This is a genomic window from Micromonospora sp. NPDC049374 (genome assembly GCF_040677165.1).
Classification (GTDB): Bacteria; Actinomycetota; Actinomycetes; order Mycobacteriales; family Micromonosporaceae; genus Micromonospora.
In genome coordinates this window covers 1-17,981 of the sequence record NZ_JBFAQH010000006.1, presented here as the reverse complement: position 1 = coordinate 17,981, position 17,981 = coordinate 1, and the positions used below count along the sequence as shown (strand labels likewise).

General features: G+C 72.3%; 20 protein-coding genes. 8 read left to right on the top strand and 12 right to left on the bottom strand.

The window, feature by feature from the left end; genetic code table 11:
* Nucleotides 1-8 precede the first annotated feature (8 nt).
* From AB0J93_RS12110 to AB0J93_RS12100, 3 genes are read right to left on the bottom strand one after another with little or no spacing between them, the layout of a single operon-like run.
* Complete coding sequence (locus AB0J93_RS12110; protein ID WP_363921519.1) at nucleotides 9-263, bottom strand: MoaD/ThiS family protein; 255 nt, start codon at nucleotides 261-263, stop codon at nucleotides 9-11.
* Entirely contained in the window at nucleotides 260-1,267 is a 1,008-nt protein-coding gene (gene moaA, locus AB0J93_RS12105) for a GTP 3',8-cyclase MoaA (RefSeq protein WP_363920969.1), read from the bottom strand. Before moaA ends, AB0J93_RS12110 begins: the two co-directional genes overlap by 4 nt.
* Nucleotides 1,264-2,178, bottom strand: coding sequence for a fructosamine kinase family protein (locus AB0J93_RS12100; RefSeq protein ID WP_363920967.1), 915 nt, complete (start codon nucleotides 2,176-2,178; stop codon nucleotides 1,264-1,266). Before AB0J93_RS12100 ends, moaA begins: the two co-directional genes overlap by 4 nt.
* 196 nt (nucleotides 2,179-2,374) lie before the next feature.
* Here AB0J93_RS12100 and AB0J93_RS12095 point away from each other — a divergent pair, with 196 nt between their 5' ends.
* Both AB0J93_RS12095 and AB0J93_RS12090 read left to right on the top strand, forming a co-directional pair.
* The gene (locus AB0J93_RS12095) at nucleotides 2,375-3,412 is read left to right on the top strand and encodes a DUF4192 domain-containing protein (RefSeq protein WP_363920965.1); all 1,038 of its coding nucleotides are present in this window, start codon (nucleotides 2,375-2,377) and stop codon (nucleotides 3,410-3,412) included.
* A gap of 77 nt (nucleotides 3,413-3,489) precedes the next feature.
* Complete coding sequence (locus AB0J93_RS12090; RefSeq protein WP_363920963.1) at nucleotides 3,490-4,200, top strand: GAP family protein; 711 nt, start codon at nucleotides 3,490-3,492, stop codon at nucleotides 4,198-4,200.
* A gap of 17 nt (nucleotides 4,201-4,217) precedes the next feature.
* Here the strand turns inward: AB0J93_RS12090 and fdhD are convergent, their stop codons facing one another.
* A complete protein-coding gene (gene fdhD / locus AB0J93_RS12085) occupies nucleotides 4,218-5,072 on the bottom strand; it encodes a formate dehydrogenase accessory sulfurtransferase FdhD (protein ID WP_363920961.1) in 855 nt (284 codons plus the stop codon).
* Nucleotides 5,073-5,256: 184 nt separating this feature from the next.
* On the opposite strand from fdhD, the gene AB0J93_RS12080 reads away from it, so the two are divergent.
* The 3 genes from AB0J93_RS12080 to AB0J93_RS12070 all read left to right on the top strand — a co-directional run bounded on the left by AB0J93_RS12080 (nucleotide 5,257) and on the right by AB0J93_RS12070 (nucleotide 7,453).
* Nucleotides 5,257-6,006, top strand: coding sequence for an NTP transferase domain-containing protein (locus AB0J93_RS12080; protein WP_363920959.1), 750 nt, complete (start codon nucleotides 5,257-5,259; stop codon nucleotides 6,004-6,006).
* The gene (locus AB0J93_RS12075; RefSeq protein WP_363920957.1) at nucleotides 6,003-6,287 is read left to right on the top strand and encodes a DUF6457 domain-containing protein; all 285 of its coding nucleotides are present in this window, start codon (nucleotides 6,003-6,005) and stop codon (nucleotides 6,285-6,287) included. Before AB0J93_RS12080 ends, AB0J93_RS12075 begins: the two co-directional genes overlap by 4 nt.
* Nucleotides 6,288-6,373: 86 nt before the next feature.
* Nucleotides 6,374-7,453 (top strand): hypothetical protein, encoded by a 1,080-nt coding sequence (locus AB0J93_RS12070; protein WP_363920955.1) that lies wholly within the window; start codon nucleotides 6,374-6,376, stop codon nucleotides 7,451-7,453.
* 6 nt (nucleotides 7,454-7,459) lie between these two features.
* On the opposite strand, the gene AB0J93_RS12065 is transcribed toward AB0J93_RS12070, so the two are convergent.
* The 3 genes from AB0J93_RS12065 to AB0J93_RS12055 all read right to left on the bottom strand — a co-directional run bounded on the left by AB0J93_RS12065 (nucleotide 7,460) and on the right by AB0J93_RS12055 (nucleotide 10,965).
* Nucleotides 7,460-8,416, bottom strand: coding sequence for a zinc-binding dehydrogenase (locus AB0J93_RS12065; RefSeq protein WP_363920953.1), 957 nt, complete (start codon nucleotides 8,414-8,416; stop codon nucleotides 7,460-7,462).
* Between the two features lie 115 nt (nucleotides 8,417-8,531).
* Nucleotides 8,532-10,448: a beta-propeller domain-containing protein gene (locus AB0J93_RS12060; RefSeq protein ID WP_363920951.1), complete on the bottom strand. Its 1,917-nt coding sequence runs from the start codon at nucleotides 10,446-10,448 to the stop codon at nucleotides 8,532-8,534.
* A 58-nt stretch (nucleotides 10,449-10,506) separates the two neighbouring features.
* Nucleotides 10,507-10,965 carry an Lrp/AsnC family transcriptional regulator gene (locus tag AB0J93_RS12055; protein ID WP_164448819.1) on the bottom strand — a complete coding sequence of 153 codons (459 nt, stop codon included), beginning with the start codon at nucleotides 10,963-10,965 and terminating at the stop codon, nucleotides 10,507-10,509.
* A gap of 59 nt (nucleotides 10,966-11,024) precedes the next feature.
* Between AB0J93_RS12055 and ddaH the strand changes: the two genes are divergently transcribed.
* Complete coding sequence (gene ddaH / locus AB0J93_RS12050) at nucleotides 11,025-11,858, top strand: dimethylargininase (protein WP_363920948.1); 834 nt, start codon at nucleotides 11,025-11,027, stop codon at nucleotides 11,856-11,858.
* Nucleotides 11,859-11,921: 63 nt separating this feature from the next.
* On the opposite strand, the gene AB0J93_RS12045 is transcribed toward ddaH, so the two are convergent.
* Together AB0J93_RS12045 and AB0J93_RS12040 are read right to left on the bottom strand one after the other, a co-directional pair.
* On the bottom strand, nucleotides 11,922-13,121 hold the full coding sequence (locus AB0J93_RS12045; RefSeq protein ID WP_363920946.1) for an ABC transporter substrate-binding protein: 1,200 nt from the start codon (nucleotides 13,119-13,121) through the stop codon (nucleotides 11,922-11,924).
* A gap of 77 nt (nucleotides 13,122-13,198) precedes the next feature.
* Nucleotides 13,199-13,996, bottom strand: a complete 798-nt coding sequence (locus AB0J93_RS12040) for a prolyl oligopeptidase family serine peptidase (RefSeq protein WP_363920944.1) — start codon at nucleotides 13,994-13,996, stop codon at nucleotides 13,199-13,201.
* Nucleotides 13,997-14,096: 100 nt separating this feature from the next.
* Here AB0J93_RS12040 and AB0J93_RS12035 point away from each other — a divergent pair, with 100 nt between their 5' ends.
* Entirely contained in the window at nucleotides 14,097-14,699 is a 603-nt protein-coding gene (locus AB0J93_RS12035) for a bacterial proteasome activator family protein (RefSeq protein WP_363920942.1), read from the top strand.
* Nucleotides 14,700-14,750: 51 nt separating this feature from the next.
* Here AB0J93_RS12035 and AB0J93_RS12030 read toward each other — a convergent pair whose 3' ends face one another.
* The 3 genes from AB0J93_RS12030 to AB0J93_RS12020 all read right to left on the bottom strand — a co-directional run bounded on the left by AB0J93_RS12030 (nucleotide 14,751) and on the right by AB0J93_RS12020 (nucleotide 17,273).
* Nucleotides 14,751-15,563, bottom strand: a complete 813-nt coding sequence (locus AB0J93_RS12030; RefSeq protein ID WP_363920940.1) for an HAD family hydrolase — start codon at nucleotides 15,561-15,563, stop codon at nucleotides 14,751-14,753.
* Entirely contained in the window at nucleotides 15,563-16,384 is an 822-nt protein-coding gene (locus AB0J93_RS12025) for an HAD family hydrolase (protein WP_363920938.1), read from the bottom strand. The genes AB0J93_RS12030 and AB0J93_RS12025 overlap by 1 nt, the downstream gene beginning before the upstream one ends.
* A 175-nt stretch (nucleotides 16,385-16,559) precedes the next feature.
* The gene (locus AB0J93_RS12020) at nucleotides 16,560-17,273 is read right to left on the bottom strand and encodes a hypothetical protein (RefSeq protein ID WP_363920936.1); all 714 of its coding nucleotides are present in this window, start codon (nucleotides 17,271-17,273) and stop codon (nucleotides 16,560-16,562) included.
* Between the two features lie 156 nt (nucleotides 17,274-17,429).
* On the opposite strand from AB0J93_RS12020, the gene AB0J93_RS12015 reads away from it, so the two are divergent.
* The gene (locus AB0J93_RS12015) at nucleotides 17,430-17,861 is read left to right on the top strand and encodes an OsmC family protein (protein ID WP_363920934.1); all 432 of its coding nucleotides are present in this window, start codon (nucleotides 17,430-17,432) and stop codon (nucleotides 17,859-17,861) included.
* Nucleotides 17,862-17,981 lie beyond the last annotated feature (120 nt).

Sequence of the window (17,981 nt, the reverse complement as noted above, 5' to 3'; positions counted from 1 at the left end):
GATCCCCCTCAACCGCCCGCGAAGGGAGGCAGGACGTCGATCGTCGCCCCAGCCGGCAGCGGCTTCTGCCGATCATGACAGGTGACGCCGTCGATCAGAAAACTCGACACCGCCAGTACCGGCACCAACCGCCCGCCGTGCCGCTCGGCCAGTTCAGCCACCAACTCGTCAAGCGACCGGCCCGCTGCGGTGGTTTCCTCGGCGCGGCCGGCCGCGGCCCGCGCCCCGGCGAAGTATCGGACGGTGACGCTCGCCACGGTCAGCCTCCGATGGCCGACATCGGCCGGGTCGGTTGCAGGAAGGACGGGTCGTCGATGCCGTGCCCGGCCCGCTTGCGCAACGTCGCGGCCCGCCAGCGGCGGGCAAGCTCCTCGTCGTCGGCTCCGGCCCGCAACGCGCCGCGCAGATCCGACTCCTCGGTGGCGAACAGGCAGTTGCGGATCTGCCCGTCGGCGGTGAGCCGGGTCCGGTCGCAGTCGCCGCAGAAGGGCCGGGTCACCGTGCCGATCACGCCGACCCGGGCCGGACCGCCGTCGACCAGCCAGGTCTCGGCGGGGGCGGCGCCGCGTTCGGTCGGGTCCGGGCTGAGGTCGTACGCGGCACGCAGCGCGGCCAGGATCTCGTCGGCGGTCACCATGGCGGCGCGGTCCCAGCCGTGCTGTGCGTCCAGCGGCATCTGCTCGATGAACCGCAGCTCGTAGCCATGGTCGAGGGCGAAGCGCAGCAGCGCCGGTGCCTCGTCGTCGTTGATGCCGCGCATCAGCACAGCGTTGACCTTCACCGGAGTGAGCCCGGCGGCGGCCGCGCCGGCCAGGCCGGCCAGCACACCGGCCAACCGGTCCCGGCGGGTGAGCCGGGTGAAGCGTTCCCGGTCCAGCGTGTCGAGTGAGACGTTCACCCGGTCCAGGCCGGCGGTGCGTAGCGCGGGGGCGAGCCGGTCCAGGCCGATGCCGTTCGTGGTCAGCGAGATCCGGGGGCGCGGGTCGAGCGCCGCGACGGATTCGACGATGCCCACCAGACCGGGACGGATGAGCGGTTCACCACCGGTGAACCGCACCTCGTCGACCCCGAGCCGGCACACCGCGACCCGAATCAGCCGGACCACCTCGTCGTCGGTGAGCAGCTGCGGCCCGGCCAGCCAGGGCAGGCCCTCGGCCGGCATGCAGTAGGTGCAGCGCAGGTTGCACTTGTCGGTCAGGGACACCCGCAGGTCCCGTGCGACGCGGCCGTACCTGTCGACGAGGGCGGTGGGCGGGGGCAGGCTCACCGCTCGACGGTAGCGCGACCTGTCCCGTTCAGGGCGTCCCGAGCGCTCCTGGTTACCGAATCGCGGTATGCCGCACCGAAGAGCGCGGTGTGCACGAGCAGCAGATGCAGCTGGTGCAGCGGCACCCGGTCCCGCCACCCGTCGGCCAGCGGCCAGCTCTCCTGGTACGCCGCCATGATCCGGTCGTGGTGCGGGGGGCCGCCGAAGAGCGCCAACTGGGCCAGGTCGGTCTCCCGGTGCCCACCGTGCGCCGCCGGGTCGACCAGCCAGACCCGGTCGTCATCGCTCCAGAGCAGGTTGCCCGGCCAGAGGTCACCGTGGACGCGGGCAGGTGGCTCGTCACCCCCGAACTCGTCGATCCGGGCGATGACCTGCTCGACCAGGGTGGCGTCGGCGCTGGTGAGGGCTCCACCGTCGACCGATCGGCGCAGGTAGGGCAGCAGCCTGGCCCGGGCGAACCACTCCGGCCACGGACCGTCGTCGGGCGTGTTGTCCGCCGGCAGCGCGCCGATGAACCCCGGCCAACGCGCGCCGAACGCCGGCGCACCCGCCCGGTGCAGCTCGGCCAGCTCCCGGCCGAATTGGTCGGCGGCCTCCCGACCCGGCTCGCCCGGCCCGATCCACTCCAGGGCCAACAGCTCCGGCAAGGCGACAAGCACCTCCGGTACGGCGACGGCACCGGCCTCGCGGAGCCAGCGCAGCCCGGCCGCCTCGGCGGCGAAGAAACCTTCCGGCACCGGCCGCCCCGCATTCTCCGGCCAGGTCTTGGCGAACACCGACTGACCGTCGTCCAGGGTCATCCGGGAAGCCGCGCAGATGTCGCCGCCGGACACCGGCGTCTCCCGGATCCGCTGATGGGTCAGGAAGGTGGGCAACTGCTCGGGATGCGCCCGCAGGTACGCCAGATCCATCCCCGCAAGGTATCGCTAAGCGAGGGCAATCACGTCGATCGCGCATCCCTCGTACCGTCCCGGGCTCGGCGGTGCTCGGGGGTGGGCGGGTAGTCGATCGGGGGTGAGCTGGGAAACTACGCTCCGTAGCTGTGGATGAACGGCGTGTCGTCCACAGGGGCAGCGCCGCCCGATCCCTGGCTCGCAGGCTGCCTGCATGAACTCGACCGAGCTGCCCCGACTGTCCGTACGCTCTCCCGCCGACCTCATCGCCGCCGTGCCGTACCTGCTCGGCTTCCATCCCGCCGACAGCATCGTGGTGGTGGCGCTGTCCGGTAAGCGGATCGTCTTCGCCGCGCGCGGCGACCTGCCCGGCGACACCGACCCCTACGAGCCCGGTCAGCACATCGCGGCCGTGACCGCCCGGCAGGGCGCCGACTCGGCCACAGTTGTCGGGTACGGTCCGGCCGCCCGGGTGACCCCGGCGGTGGACGCGGTCCGGGCCGCGCTGGCCGAGGCGGGGCTGACCGTGCTCGACGCGCTGCGGGTCACTGACGGGCGGTGGTGGTCCTACCTCTGCGAGGAGCCGGAGTGCTGCCCGCCGGAGGGCACCCCGTACGACCCGCAGGCCAGCGCGGTGCCCGCAGCGGCGGTCTTCGCCGGACAGGTGGCCCTGCCGGACCGGGCGGCACTCGCCGCGCAGGTGGCCCCGGCCGGCGGGGAGACGATGCGGTCGGCGGTCGCGCGGGCGGAGCAACGGCTCACCGACCTGCTGGCCGCCGCACCCGCCACCGACCTGCTCGGCGCTCGGGCACTGCGGGCGGCCGGCACGGCGGCGCTGCGGGCCACGCTGCGCCGGCACCGTGCTGGCGAGCGACTGACCGACGACGAGGTGGCCTGGCTCTGCCTGCTCCTCACCCACCTGCCGGTACGCGACCATGCCTGGGAGCGCACCGACGGCCGGGACGAGGACGTCGCCTTCTGGGCGGAGGTGCTGCGCCGGGCCGAGCGGGAGCTGATCGCCGCCCCGGGTTCCCTGCTCGCGTTCGCCGCCTGGCGCGACGGGCAGGGCGCGTTGGCGGCGGTGGCACTGGAACGCGTGCTGGCCGAGCACCCCGACTACTCGCTCGCCGTGCTGCTCGACGATCTGCTCCGCCGGGGCGTGCCTCCGTCCCGGCTGGACGGCTGGCCGGCGACCGGGCTGCCGAGAGCGCGCCGCCGGGCGAGGCGGCGCCCACGACGGCGCCCACGATGACCGCTCTGCACCGGGGTCACCGCCCGGGCGGCGGTGCTGGATAATCGCCGCATGCCCGAGCTTGCCGCTGGTACGGCATGAGCGTTGCCCTGCTGCTGTCCCTCATCGGCCTGGCGCTGATGGACAGCACCAGCATCGGCACCCTGTTCATCCCGGTGTGGCTGCTGCTCGCTTCGGGGCCGGTGAGCGTCCGGCGGGTGATGATCTACCTCGGCACCATCGCCGGCTTCTACTTCGTGGTCGGCCTGCTGCTGTACTTCGGTGGCAGCGGGCTGGCCGAGCTGCTGGGCGGTGCGCTGGACAACCGGCCGGTGCTCTGGGGTCAGTTGGTGCTCGGGGTCGGTCTGTTCGTGCTGAGCTTCCGTTACGACGGCAAGCGTGGTGCCGGTATGGGTCGGGTGCTGCGCTGGCGGGACCGGGTGACCGCCGGTGACTCGTCGTCGCGTTGGCTGGTGGGGCTGGCGCTGTTCGCCGCGCTGGCCGAGGTGGCGACGATGCTGCCGTACCTCGGCGCTCTGGGTCTGCTCACCACCTCCGGCCTGGCCGTGTCCACCAGCGTGGCGCTGCTCGTCGGCTACTGCCTGGTCATGGTGTTGCCGGCGATGCTGTTGCTGGGTGCGCGGGTGGCCTGGCCGAGTTGGGTGGAGCCGGTGCTCGCCCGGCTCAACGCCTGGATCGTCCGCACCTCCGGCAGCATGCTCGGCTGGGTGCTGGGCATCGCCGGCTTCCTGATCGCCCGCGACGCCGCGGCCCGGCTGGAGCTGTTCGAGATGCTGTCCCGCCGCTGACGGTCAGCCGAGGCCGGTCAGGCGACGACCCGATGCCCGCCGGTGTAGACGTTCATCGTCCGTTCCCGTAGGAACCCGACCAGGGTCATTCCCGCCTCGGTGGCCACGTCGACCGCGAGCGTGCTCGGCGCCGAAACCGCGGCGAGCAGCGGCACACCCGCCATCCATGCCTTCTGGGTCAACTCGAAACTGGCCCGACCCGACACGAGCAGCACGTGACCGCTCAGCGGCAGCCGGCGTTCGCGTACCGCCCAGCCCACCACCTTGTCGACCGCGTTGTGCCGACCCACGTCCTCACGCAGCACCACCAGTTCACCGTCCGCGGCGAACAGGCCCGCCGCGTGCAGTCCGCCGGTGCGGTCGAAGCCCCGCTGCCCGGCCCGCAGCCGCTGCGGCAACTCCGCCAACAACTCCGCCGGCACGCTGAGCGGGTCGTCGCTGACGTCGAAGAGTGACCGGGTACGAACCGCATCGATGCTCGCCTTGCCGCACACCCCGCAGGCGCTTGTGGTGTGGAAGTGCCGGGTCGGGTCGGTGACCGGGTCCGGTACGCCGGGAGCCAGGGTCACATCGACCACGTTGTAGGTGTTCGGGGTGTCGGTGCCGGCACACAACTGCGCGGTGGACACGTCGTCCGCGGAGCGGATCAGCCCCTCGTTGAACAGGAAGCCGATGGCCAGGTCGAGGTCGGCCCCCGGGGTACGCATGGTGACGGCCAGCGGAGGACGCCGCCCCGGCCCCGCCCGGCCGACCCGCATCTCCAACGGCTCCTCGGCGGCGAGCGTGTCCGGCCGCCGGACCCGACGCCGGCCGGTCTCAGCCGCGTCCAGATCCACTCGCACCACACCACGCCGATCCGAAGCCCGTCCCACGTCGTCCATCCTGCCCCGCAGCGCCGGACGTCCTGCCGCCGCCCCGAGCGCGACCCCGGACGGGTGCCTCCGCCCACCCCTCCTGCTGCCGCCAGGGATCCGCCCTGCGCCGCCCGGGGGCCGGCCACCAATGACTGCCCGGCGCTGTGGTTCTCAAGGTGGTGCGGGCGGCTACCGTGGCGCCATGACGGCGTACGCGGCGGTGGTGCTCGCGGGTGGTGCCGGACGCCGGATGGGTGGGCGGGACAAGCCGGTGTTGGCGGTCGGCGGGGTGCCGATGCGTGAGCGGGTGCTGACCGCGGTGGCCGATGCGTCGCCCCGAATCCTGGTCGGCCCCGGGCCGGCGATCGCCGGAGTGCGGCTGACCCGGGAGGTGCCGGCGGGCGGCGGGCCGGTGGCCGCCGTCGCGGCCGGGCTGGCCCTGCTCGACACCGAGGTACCCGCCGTCGCCCTGCTCGCCGCCGACCTGCCCCTGCTGACCCGGCCCGCCGTCGGCGACCTGCTGAGCCGTCTGCACCGCATCGACGTCGACCGCCCAGACGACGCCGGCACGCCGAGTACCGGCACGCCGAGTACCGGAACGCTGAGCCCCGGGCCGCTGAGCATCGGAACGCCGCGCACCGGGACATCGGACCTGGGGACGCCGCGCACCGGGACGCCGGGTACCGGGGCGGCGGTTTTCGACGGGGCCTGTTACGTCGACCGGTCGGGGCAGCGGCAGACGCTGTGTGGGGTGTGGCGGCCGGGCGCCCTGCGGGCCGCTCTGGATCGACTCACCGTTCGGCGCGGCGGTGACGTGGCCGGAGCGCCGCTGCGGGAGTTGCTCGCCGACCTGATGGTGTGCGAGGTGACGTGGCACGGTGACGGCCCGGAGCCCTGGTTCGACTGCGACACTGAGCATGACCTACGCCGGGCGGAGGAGTGGACGCGATGACGGTGTTGGACGACTGGGTCACGGCCGCCTGTGCGGAGCTGGGTCTCGACCCGACACAGGTGCCGGTGCCGACCGTGCTGGATCTGGCCCGGGACGTGGCTCACCAGGTGCTGCGGCCCGGTGCGCCGGTCACCGCGTACCTGCTCGGTCTGGCTGTCGGACGTGGCGCGGATCCGGCCGTGGCCGGGGCCCGGCTCGCCGGGTTGGCCGCCACCTGGCCGGTGGAACTGGGCGGCGATCCGCACCCCCGGGCCGACCCGGCCGGACCCGACCACGGCTGACGCCCGGAGCGCTGTCCGATCACGGTCCGCGCTGATCCGTGCCGGCAGCCTGCTGGGTAGGGTGACCGGAACGGACGGAGGCGATCATGACGGCTGACCACCCCTCGGCACCGCCCGGCACGCCGGTGCACCACGAGTCGATCCTGCTCGACGAGCCGAGCACGGCCGACCTGCGGGCGAAGGTGACCCAGGCGTGGCGGGAGTTCGCCCGGGCGCTGGCGGAGCGGCTGTCCACGCTGCCGCCGGGCGCGGAGGTGGCGTTGACCCTCGATCCGACCGCCTCCGGCACCGATGACGCCGTCTACTCCGTCTATGTCGAGGTGCGAAGCGACGGGCGGTTCGCCGCCCGGGCGGTGGGCAACGCCACTCTGCCACCGGGCTACCGGCTGGACCGTGCGGCGGTCGCCGACATGGTGGCGTTGGGCTGGTCACCGCCGGGCGTGGTGGACGGTTCGGGGGACCAGTTCGGGTTGGATTCCGCGGCGGACGAGGCCACCCGGCTGGCCGCGCTGCTCTCCCGCACCCTGCGCGACATCTACGGCGCCCCACATCCGGCTTTCCTGGTCTACGCGATCGAGGACGGCAAGGGTGAACCGATCCCCGGAGCGGCACTGGGGACCGCCCGCAGCGAGGCGAACCTGGCCCGGGAGATCGGCACCGAGCTGGAGAAGGCGCTGGCCGCAACCGACGAGACCGATGCCGACACCGAGGTGCTGGATCTGGCCGAGCGGGTCCGCACGGTCGTGTCGACCATGCTCAAGTCGGACTCCGACCGGCTTCAGGTCGACTCCGACGGTGACATCAACATCCGGGCCGGCTCGGCGATGGTCTTCGTCCGGGTGCGGGACAATCCGCCGCTTGTCGACGTCTTCTCTCCGGTGCTGACCGAGGTCGAGCCGACCGAGCGGCTGTACGTCAAGCTCTCCGAGCTGACCAACCGGATGCCGATCGGCCGGCTCTACTGTGCCGACGACACCGTGTGGGCGTCGATCCCGGTCTTCGGTCGCAACTTCCAGCCGACCCACCTGATGCTGGCGGTGCAGGTGATGACCGGGCTCGCGGACGAGCTGGACGACCGCCTGCACGGGGAGTTCGGCGGCAAGCGGTTCTTCGGCGAGGGTGACAAGTCGGGACGCGGCGAGCATCGCACCGGCATGTACCTCTGAAGGTGGTCAGCGCACGTCGAGCAGGGTCTTACCGACCGTCGAGCGGGCCTCGATCGCCGCATGCGCCTCGCCCGCCCGTGCCAACGGGAAGCGCTGGCCGATCACGGCGCGCAACCGCCCGGCCGCACCCTCCGCCAACGCCCGCTCGGTGTACGCCCGCAGCTGGGCGGGTGTCGGCGTCGGCTGGATCAGGGTCACGCCCCGCTCGGCGGCGGACTCTGCGCCGATGCCCGCCCACTCGCCGCTGGCCAGCCCGAAGCTGAGCATCCGACCACCGCGGTCGAGCAGCTCGAACGCGTCCCGCCCGATCGTGCCACCGACCCCGTCGAAGACCACGTCGACGGCACCGATCGCCGACCGTACCCGCCCGACCCAGTCCGGCTCCCGGTAGTCCACGGCGATCTCGGTGCCCATCCGAGGTAGCAGGGCGACCTTGCCCGTACCGCCGGCGAGCCCGACCACCCGTGCTCCGGCACCGGCCGCGAGCTGGACGAGCAGGCTGCCGACCCCACCGGCGGCGGCCTCGACCAACACCCGGTCGCCGGGCCGGAGACCGGCCGCCTCCGCCAGCATCAACGCGGTACGTCCATCGGCGAGCAGGGCCACCGCCCGGTCGAGCGGCATCCCGTCCGGTACCGCCACCGGCAGCGTCGCGTCGACGACGACCCGCTCGGCGTACGCACCGGAGCCGCCGGTGCCGCTGACCACCCGTTTGTCGACCAGTACCGGGTCGACGCCCGGCCCGACGCCGCTGATCAGACCGCCGACGCCGTTGCCCGGGATCACCGGCAGGGTTGCGCCGGACGGACCGAAGCCGGTCGCCCGGAACTGGGTTTCCACAAAGGTGATGTTCGCGTGCACCACGTCGATCAGCACCTGTCCCGGCCCGGGTACGGGATCGGGTGCGGTACCGGGCACCAGCTTCTCCGGCCCGCCGAACTCGTGGATCCACACCGCGCGCATGTCTCCCCCTCACCGCCGCTTCCCGCCGAGTCGATCACTTGAAGCGTGGTTGAGGTCAAGGCGGGTGGGGCCCGGAAACCCCGAGAAACCGGGCCCCACCCGCGGGGAGGAAGGTTCAGGTTGCGGCGATCCAGGCCAGGCTCCGGGCCGAGGCCGGGTCGGTGGCGCGCAGGCCCGCCTCGGAGACCGTCCAGAGCACGTCGCCGACCATCAGCGACCGCCGGACCGGTGGTCCCCACTGCCGTCGTCCGTGGTCGCTCCCGACCGGGTGGGTCACCTCGCCGATCTCGCTGATGGTGTCGTCGCTGATGCGTAACAGCCGGACACCGGCGTCGACGGGCAACGCGACCAGGCCGGTGTCCGGGCGGTACAGGAAGGCGTGCGGGTCGTGCTCGGCGTGGGACCACCCGCCGGGCAGGTGCCACTGGTCGAGCCGGTCCGGCCGGCCGGGGTCACGGACGTCGAAGAGCGACACCTGTACGCCCTTGGTCCGTCCCTGGCGGTCGGCCTCCTGACCGACACCGAGCAGGCGTTCCTCGGGCAGCGGATGCAGGTACGCGGAGTAGCCGGTGATCTTCAGTTCGCCGGTGACCCTGGGCGCGGTCGGATCGGCGAGGTCCAGCGCGTAGAGCGGGTCGGTCTGCCGGAAGGTCACGACGTACGCGACCGGCCCGAGGTAGCGCACCGAGTAGATGCGTTCACCTCGCCCGAGGCCGCCGACCACGCCGACCGGTACCAGCGCCCCGTCGTCGCGACGCAGCACCCGAACCGCCGACTCGGAGGCGGTGCCGTCATCCCGGAATTCGCCGGTGGTGGTGGCCACCCGCAGGTGCCCGGCCCAGTCGGAGAGCGCGTACTGGTTGATCAACCGGCCGGGCACCGAGCCGGCGGCCAGGAAGCGGGGCCGCCCCGGCGCGGCGGTGTCGAACTGGTAGATGTCGGTGATCGGCTCGGCCGGCGACGGCCGCCAGCGGGGCAGGCCGGTGACCGGTGCCGGACGCTGACCCGCCAGGTACAGGCTGGTCGCCGTGCCGTAGACGGTGTCGGCGTCGGCGGCCACCGAGACCGGGTCCCCGTCGCCCAGCCGGTCGCTGGTGAGATCGAAGCTGAGCACGGTGAGGGTGGCCGCGCCGGTCATCCGGTCGGGCCGGCTGAGCCGGTCGCAGCCGATCCGACCGGTGTGCCGCTCCGGTCCGGCGGTCCACTCGTACTCCGGCAGCCATGCCTCGACACCGGCCTCTGCGATCACCTTGCGGTTGCGTTTGGTGCGGACCTGGTCGGTGCCCTCGGACGCCAGCGGAAACTCCAGTCGGGCCGGCGCCCGGACCGCCACCCGGGCCCAGTCACCGGTCAACCGGGCGTCGACCGTGCTGCCCTGGATGCGGTACGTGCCGAGCACCAGGGGACGGCCGGTCAGGTCGATCAGCAGTAGGCGGGTCCCACCGGGACGGCTGATCGAGCGGAGGGCGTCGGCCGGACGCGGCGGGTCCTCGGCGAGTACCAGCGCGCGGTCGCCGAGCAGCAGCAGCCGGTTCTCCTGCCAGCGCAACTCCTCCCGGCCGCCGGCCAGGTCGAGCCGCCCGGTGACGCGGCGGCTGACCGGATCGACCACCCGCAGCACGCCGCCGGTGACCGTGACGATCCGTCGGCCGTCGGTCTTCACCAGGTCGGGTTCGTCCGCGCCGGCCTCGTGGTTGTTGGTCGTCGAGTAATTTGCCCCGGCGTCCGGGCCGGCGGCGTCGCCCGGCGCCCCGGCGAAGGTACGGGCCATCGACTCCGCGCCGCCGAGGGCCGCCGTCAGCTCCTCGTCGCCGGCGAGACCGTACGGGCCGACCGATGCGGTGGCCGCCGCCCGCAGCTCCGTGAGGGCGTCGGCGCAGGAATCGAAGGAGACCAGCCCGACCGGCACCATCGGTGCTCCGGTGGGACCGGGCGCGGTCGGCGGGGGTTGTGACACGGCCATGCTGCCGGCGAGCAGAGCGAGTACGACAAGCGAACCGCCGGTCGTGGCGACCTTGGTGCCCCGTTTCATGGCCGGTTCGACGTGGTGACTCCGCGTTCGGTTCCAGCCGGAGCCGACTGTTACGGCTTCAGCCGGTGGAGGGGCCGACGCCCGGGGACTCGACCAGCCGGGAGAGCACGATGGTGCTGCGGCTGGAGGTCACGAACGTCTCGGCCCGCAGCCGCTCCAGCGCCTCCTCCAGGTGTGCGATGTCGGCGGCGCGCAGGTGCACCAGAGCGTCGGCCTCACCGGAGACCGTGTACGCACCCACCACCTCGGGATGGCGACGCACGGCGGCGCCGATCTGGGCCGGGGTGGTCCGGCCGGCGCAGAACAGCTCCACGAAGGCCTCGGTGGTCCAGCCGACCGAGGCCGGGTCCACGATGGCCGTGAATCCCCGGATCACCCCGGCGGACCGCAGTCGATCGACCCGCCGCTTGACCGCCGGAGCGGAGAGCGACACGCGGGTGCCGATGTCGGCGTACGAGGCACGGGCGTCGGCAACGAGCAGCGCAATGATTCGCTGGTCAACGGCGTCGATCTGCAATGTTCCGCCTCTGGGAAGCAATGTTTGCGGCTGTTACCAAAGTTCTACCGTACCTACCCTTGGTCACCGTGAACCAGCAGCGAGTGCCGCGAAAGCGGACATATCTCATGTGCTCCCCCGAGCACTTCGCGGTCGAGTACGCGATCAATCCGTGGATGGACGTGACCGCCCCGGTCGACGCGGAGCTGGCGGTCAAGCAGTGGGACCGCCTGCGGGAGACCCTGGTCGGCCTCGGCCACGAGGTGCACCTGCTGGAACCCGAGCCCGGTCTGCCCGACATGGTCTACGCGGCCAACGGCGCGTTCATGGTCGACGGCACGGTCTACGGGGCGCAGTTCAAGCACCAGCAGCGGGCCGCCGAGGCGGCCACGCACCGGGCCTTCTACGAGTCGCAGGGCTGGCGGTTCATCGCGCCTAACGAGACCAACGAGGGCGAGGGCGACTTCGCGTACCTGCCGGAGGCGCACGGCGGGCTGATCCTGGCCGGGCACGGCTTCCGTACCGAGTTGCCGGCGCACGCCGAGGCGCAGGAGGCGCTCGGCCGGCCGGTCATCTCACTGCGGCTGGTCGACCCGCGCTTCTACCACCTGGACGTGGCGCTCGCCTCGATCGACGACAGCAACATCGCCTACTACCCCGGTGCCTTCTCCGCGGCCAGTCAACGGGTGCTCAGCCAGCTTTTCCCGGACGCGGTGCTGGCGGACGACGAGGATGCCCTCGCCTTCGGGCTGAACCTGGTCGGCGACGGCGCCAACGTGGTGCTCAACAGCGAGGCCACCCGGCTCGCCGGTCGGCTGAAGGTGGCCGGCTACACCCCGGTGCCGGTGGAGCTGGCCGAGCTGAAGAAAGGCGGCGGCAGCGTGAAGTGCTGCATTGCCGAACTGCGGTACTGAGCGCAGGTCAAGCAGCAGGGCCGCCCCCTGGCCGGGGACGGCCCGGCGCTGTCTTCGACCTGGTCAGCCGAGCGTGGCCAACTCGTTGACCAGCACGTTCGACACCACCTGGCCGTCGCGCTGCACCTCGCGCAGGTACCACTTCTGCTGCGGCGTACGCGGCTGGTTGAACTGCCAGGCACCGCGCGGGCTGTCGATCTGCCCGATCCGGCCGAGCGCGAGGTTTACCTGCTGCGGGGTGGGTGCCGCGCCGGCGAGACGGATCGCCTGGTCGAGCACCTTGGCCGCGTCGTACGAGGCCATCGCGTACGTGGTCGGGGAGGAGTTGTGCTTCTTGCGGTACGCCGAGGCGAACCGGCGGTTGGCCGCGTTGTTCAGGTCGGCGGAGTAGTTCAGGGCGGTGCGGATGCCGAGCGCGTCGCGCGCCGGCCGGATGTCCTCCAGTACCGAACCCTCGGTGAGGAAACCGGGGGCGTAGATCCGACCCCGGAAACCGGCGTCGCGCAGTTGCATGATGAACTCCACGGCCGCCGTGCCGGAGTAGAAGCAGAAGACGACCGACGGGTTGCCCGCCAGCGCGCGGTTGATGTCCGAGACGTAGGCGGTCCGGCTGGGGCTGCTGCTGCCGGAGGTCCAGACCACCTCGGAGGCGAGCCGCGGGTCGGACGCGCCGAACTCCTCACGGAAGCCACGGAGCACATCCTCGACCCCGACGACCCCTTCCGGCAGGATCGTCGCGATCCGGTCGGAGGCCGCGAGCTCGTCCTTCAGGTAGCGGCCGAGCGCCCGGCCCGCCTCGTCGAGCACGTACGACGTACGCCAGATGTAGACGACGCTCTGCAGGTTCGCAGGCGAGGCGTTGGAGCCGATCAACGGAACCCGGGCCTGTTCCACGATGTCCTTGATGCCGAACATGACCGACGAACTGGCGACTCCGGTCAGGGCGAGCACACCCTGCTTGAGCAGTCCCTCGACGGCGGCCTGCCCGGACTTGACGTTGTCACCCTCGTCGGCCGTGATCACGTCGACCGGGTGGCCGCCGAGTCGCCCGTCGTTGAGGTCCAGGTACAGCTGGAAGCCGTTGCTGAGTTCGTCGCCGACGGCCTTGCTCGCACCCGACTGTGGCGCGATGAGCCCGATCTTGATCGGGCTCTCTGTGCTGGTGACCTCCGGCTCGGCGTCGGAGCCGCACGCGGCGACGAGTCCGCCCGTACCGAGCGCGGCCAGCAGCTGGAGTGCCCGCCTGCGGTTCATCTGCGACACCGGGTTCCCTTCGAATGTGTTGCCGGGCGCATCCGCCCCTTCGGCGTTCTACCTGCTCGGCGACGCTGCGTCAATGGCTAATGATCTTCGTGCAGAGACCGCAACGCGCCGGTAACCTCCGGCCATGCCGACGAGTCAGGGGCGATAAGACCGAAATGCTCGCAATCTGGCAGCTCAATCAGGCGAATATCGGCGCCCGCGGCGCGGGCGGCAGCCACATAATTTCGAGACAGGTCGATGGGCACCTGCTGATCCAGCGTGCCGTGTATCACTACCGTGCGTGGTCGCAGGGGGACCAGCGACCGTGGATCCGTGGTCGCGTACCGCTCCGGCACGTCGGCCGGTCCGCCGCCGAGCAGCGCGGCCACGGCACCGGCGTCTAGATCCAGCCGGTACGCCTCGGTCAGGTCGGCGACCGGCGCGAGGGCCAGCACCCCGGCGACGGCACCGGGTGCGTGGGCCGCCGCGTACAACGCGAGGTGCCCGCCGGCCGAGTGACCGACCAGCACCGGCGGCGTCGAGGTGACCCGCCCCGGCAGCGCGGCCTCGGCCAACCCGGGCAGCGCGGAGACTCCCGCCAGCACATCGGTCAGGGTGCCGGGCCAGCCGCCGCCGGGCTGACCGGTCCGCCGGTACTCCAACTGGGCGACCGGGTACCCGAGCGCGGCCAGGGCGCTCGCCAGCGGCCCGGTGTGCCGCCGGTCGTACTCCGCCCGCCAGAAACCACCGTGTACCACCACCACCAGCGGCCGGGGCGGCCCGGAGCCGGCCGGGCGACGCAGGTCGGCGATCTGGTCCGGGTGTTCGCCGTAGGCGACGGTCGCGTCCGGTTCGGGTGCGGGGCGGGTGAGCACCGCGCGGGGATCGGAGGGCATCGGGCGACGGTAGCGCGGTTCACCGGCACCCGGGAGGTGGGTGCCGCGCGGGTACCGGAGCAGCGGGCCGGCGGGCGCTGACGGGTACCGCTGGGTAAAGATGGAGGGCATGACCGAAGCGCTCTCCGCTGGACAGAACGACGAGCCCGACCGGGACGGTGCCGGGCACTCCGGAACCGTGGTGGTGGTCGGACCGGACGGCCGGCCCGTCGGCACCGTGCAGACCGACGACGCATCCGGCGAGGATCCGTCGCGCCTGGTCGAACAGCCGGCCAAGGTGATGCGGATCGGCAGCATGATCAAACAGCTGCTGGAGGAGGTCAAGGCCGCTCCTCTGGACGACGCCAGCCGGCACCGGATGCGAGAGATCCACCAACGGTCGATCGTCGAGCTGAAGGAAGGGCTCGCCCCCGAGCTGCGGGAGGAACTGGAACGGATCTCGCTGCCGTTCTCCGAGGACCAGGCACCGAGCGAGGGCGAGCTGCGCATCGCCCACGCCCAGCTGGTCGGCTGGCTGGAAGGGCTGTTCCACGGCATCCAGGCGGCGCTGGTCGCGCAACAGATGGCCGCCCGGGTACAGCTGGAGCAGATGCGTTCCGGCCGGCAGGCGCTGCCCAGCGGACCGGCTGGGCCGATGCTGCCGGGGATGCCCGGCATGGGTCAGCCGGGCGGTGAAGGGCACAGCACCGGCCAGTACCTCTGACCTCCCGCCCATCCGGGTGCGGCGCGCTCGTCGCGCCGCATCCGGGGCGGCTCAGTCCGCCCCGAAGACCTTCTCCAGGTACGCGGCCACGCCGTCGGACGAGTTCGCCGGGGCCACCTCGTCGGCGATCGCCAGCACCTCCGGATGGGCGTTGGCGACCGCCACCGCCCGCCCCGCCCAGGTGAGCATCGGCAGGTCGTTGGGCATGTCACCGAAGGCCAGCACGTCCGGCGCGGCGACGCCGATGCGGTGGCAGTACCAGGCCAGACCGGCGGCCTTCGTCACCCCGGCCGCCGAGATCTCCACCAACCCGGAGTGTGATGAGTGGGTGGCCTCGGCGAGCCCGGTGAGGGCGGCGGCGACCAGCCGGGTGAACCGGTCGGGGTCCTGCTCACCGGCCCGCGCCAGCAGCTTCACCGCCGGTGCTGACAGCAGCTCCTCGGCGGTCTGCACGGCTCGGATCGCCTCGTCGTCGGCGTCCCACCGCAACGGGTAGTGCGCCTCGTGACGCATCTGCCGACCGTCGACGATCTCCACGGCCAGGCTCACCCCGGGCACCTCGGCACGCAGGCGTTGGACCACCTCGGCGAGCAGATCCGGTGCCAGCGGGTCGGCCCGCAGCACCTCGTCGGTGGTCGGGTCGTAGACCACCGCACCGTTGGCGCAGACCGCCGGCAGCGGCTCGGCCAGCTGGTCGTACACCAGCCGGAGCCAGCGGATCGGTCGGCCGGTGACGAGGACGACCGGCGTGCCCTGGGCGGAGATCCGGGCCAGTACGGCGGCGGTGCGGGCGCTGAGGGTGCGGTCGTCGCGCAGCAGTGTCCCGTCGATGTCGCTGGCGACCAGGTGCGGCGTGGAATCCATCACCGGGACAGTAGCCGGTCGAGATAGACCGCCACCCCGTCGTCGTCGTTGCGCAAGGTGACCTCGTCGGCGACCGCGCGCAGACTCGGGTGGGCGTTGGCCACGGCCACCCGGCCCCAGCCGGCCCACGCGAACATCGGCAGGTCGTTCGGCATGTCACCGAAGACCAGCACGTCGGCCGGGTCCACGCCGAGGGTCTGCGCGATGACGCTGAGCCCGGAGGCCTTGTCCACCCCGGGTGGGCAGATCTCGATGAAGCCCAGGCCCGCCTGGGTGAGGGTGGCGAGGTGTGGCGGGATGATCTCCCGGGCGGCGGCCAGCAGCTCGTCCACGTGGTGATCGGCGGTACGCGCGAACGCCTTGATCACGTCACCGGCGAGGCACTCGGCGCGGCTGCGCACCTCGAACGCGTCCTGATAGGGCCACGCGGGGTGGTAGTCGCCCCAGAGCGGCGCGTCGTGCTCGTCCGACGCTTCCACCATGACCGTCAGCGGGCCGACCGCGGCCTCCAGTTCGGTAAGCAGGACGGCCAGCACCTCGCTGGAGAGGCGCTCGTCACGCAGCACCACCGGCCCCTCCGGGTCGCTCTGGTCGACCACCCGACCGCCACCGGCCAGGACGAGGAAGTCGGCGGCGCGGATGTCGTTGCGGGTCAGTTCGGTCAGGCGAGGGCCGCGACCGGTGGCGCCGACCACCGGGATGCCGGCGGCGCGTACCCGGTCGAGCACCTCGTGGGTGAAGGCCGACACGGTGTCGTCGCTGCGGACGAGCGTCCCGTCGAGGTCGGTGGCGATCAGCTTGGGCAGGCCCGGGCGGGTCATCGTTCCTCCTTCGCCCGCCGCCGTCGCGACCAGCCGTTCACCTCGTCGAGCGGCGACCCGGCGTGACGGCGGGCAGCAACCGTACCTCGCAGAACCGGTCGCAACCATGGCTTCCAGGCGAATCGGGTGCCAACGGGCGACACACCGGAGGTGACCTCTTGACCTGGGTCGTTGATCAGTCGGGCGGTGCCTCCCGGGCGAAGGGCACCGTCGGTGTGACGGTTATGTCCGCGGGTGGGCGTTCCCCCTCCGGCTCCGCGTCCTCCGACGGTCGTCGGCCGCGCCGGCGCGACCCGTCCGACCCTGGCCGGGATCCGGCCGGTCCGGGCGAGGTCCGGACGAGCGCGGCGGCGAACAACCCGACGGCGACGAAGGCGACGATCAACCCGCGGCCGTACTCGACGTCGAAGGTCAGCTCCGTGTTGTAGAACATGCTCCGTCGCAGGGTGTCGTCGAGGGACACCACGGTCGTCGCCAGCAGCGCGAGCACACCCGCGGCGAGGGCCAACCCGGCCACCCGGGCATTCGCCCGGACGGAGTCCGTGCCGCGCACCGCGAGCGCCACCGCGGCACCGAGTGCGAGCAGCCCGACCAGGTACGCCGATCCCAGCCCGATGTCGGCGACGCCGCTGATCACCTGGAGCGGAGTGTCCGGGTCCGGTCCGCCGTTGGGAATGGTGATCGTCGACCACTCACCCAGCAGCGACGCCAGGGCCGCCACCGCGCCGAGCCCGGCCAGCAGCACCGGCACCCGCTGGTCCCGGCCGAGGCCGCCGAAGGCCCGCCGGAACCGACCGGCCGCAGGCGACTCGTCCTCCGCACCCCACTCGATGACGCTGGCACCGTCGGAGCGGTCGTCCTGACGGGGAATGGGGAGGTCGTGGGTCATCACTCACCCTCTCCTGGTGGCCGGGACGCCGCGCGTCCGCCGCGCCGCGAGGTCCGGGTCGCATCATGACACAGCCGGGTCGCGACGCCGAGGAACAACCGCGCGGCCGGGGGCGGTCGGTCGCCTGCCGACCCTCGGTGGACTAGCGTCAGGTGCATGCCTATCCGTACCGCTTCCGCACGCTGGCAGGGCAACCTCACCGAGGGGTCCGGCACGATCCGCACCGGCAAGGGCGGGCTGGAGGGGAACTACTCCTTCAAGTCCCGTTTCGAAGAGGGTGAGGGCACCAACCCCGAGGAACTGATCGGTGCCGCGCACGCCGGCTGCTTCTCGATGGCCTTCTCCAAGGCGCTCGCCGACGCCGGCACCACGCCCACCTCGGTGGAAACCACCGCGAAGGTGCACCTCGACAAGACCGACGCCGGAATGACCGTGACCCGGATCGAGCTGGACACTGTCGGTTCGGTGCCCGGCATCGACGAGGCGCAGTTCGCCAAGCTGGCCGAGACCGCCAAGCAGAACTGCCCGATCTCCCGCCTGCTCTCGCCCGGCGCCGAGATCACCCTCACCGCCCGCCTAACCTCCTGACCCACCCCCATTTCCCGCCGACGCTTCTATAGGTGGGCCGGTTCCGGGAGGATGCGGTATCGGTAGGGTTCGACGTCGGTGATCTACGAGTGACTCATGCAAGATCTGGCCGCCATCAGC

Excerpts from the sequence above, each read along its gene's own strand:
- AB0J93_RS12100 (WP_363920967.1), bottom strand. The coding sequence starts at position 2,178 with ATGGATCTGGCGTACCTGCGGGCGCATCCCGAGCAGTTGCCCACCTTC.
- AB0J93_RS12015 (WP_363920934.1), top strand. The coding sequence starts at position 17,430 with ATGCCTATCCGTACCGCTTCCGCACGCTGGCAGGGCAACCTCACCGAG.
- AB0J93_RS12040 (WP_363920944.1), bottom strand. The coding sequence starts at position 13,996 with ATGCCCTCCGATCCCCGCGCGGTGCTCACCCGCCCCGCACCCGAACCG.
- AB0J93_RS12080 (WP_363920959.1), top strand. The coding sequence starts at position 5,257 with ATGACGGCGTACGCGGCGGTGGTGCTCGCGGGTGGTGCCGGACGCCGG.
- AB0J93_RS12025 (WP_363920938.1), bottom strand. The coding sequence starts at position 16,384 with ATGACCCGCCCGGGCCTGCCCAAGCTGATCGCCACCGACCTCGACGGG.
- AB0J93_RS12035 (WP_363920942.1), top strand. The coding sequence starts at position 14,097 with ATGGAGGGCATGACCGAAGCGCTCTCCGCTGGACAGAACGACGAGCCC.
- AB0J93_RS12065 (WP_363920953.1), bottom strand. The coding sequence starts at position 8,416 with ATGCGCGCGGTGTGGATCCACGAGTTCGGCGGGCCGGAGAAGCTGGTG.
- AB0J93_RS12075 (WP_363920957.1), top strand. The coding sequence starts at position 6,003 with ATGACGGTGTTGGACGACTGGGTCACGGCCGCCTGTGCGGAGCTGGGT.
- AB0J93_RS12095 (WP_363920965.1), top strand. The coding sequence starts at position 2,375 with ATGAACTCGACCGAGCTGCCCCGACTGTCCGTACGCTCTCCCGCCGAC.
- AB0J93_RS12070 (WP_363920955.1), top strand. The coding sequence starts at position 6,374 with ATGACGGCTGACCACCCCTCGGCACCGCCCGGCACGCCGGTGCACCAC.
- AB0J93_RS12090 (WP_363920963.1), top strand. The coding sequence starts at position 3,490 with ATGAGCGTTGCCCTGCTGCTGTCCCTCATCGGCCTGGCGCTGATGGAC.
- AB0J93_RS12060 (WP_363920951.1), bottom strand. The coding sequence starts at position 10,448 with ATGAAACGGGGCACCAAGGTCGCCACGACCGGCGGTTCGCTTGTCGTA.
- AB0J93_RS12020 (WP_363920936.1), bottom strand. The coding sequence starts at position 17,273 with ATGACCCACGACCTCCCCATTCCCCGTCAGGACGACCGCTCCGACGGT.
- AB0J93_RS12030 (WP_363920940.1), bottom strand. The coding sequence starts at position 15,563 with ATGGATTCCACGCCGCACCTGGTCGCCAGCGACATCGACGGGACACTG.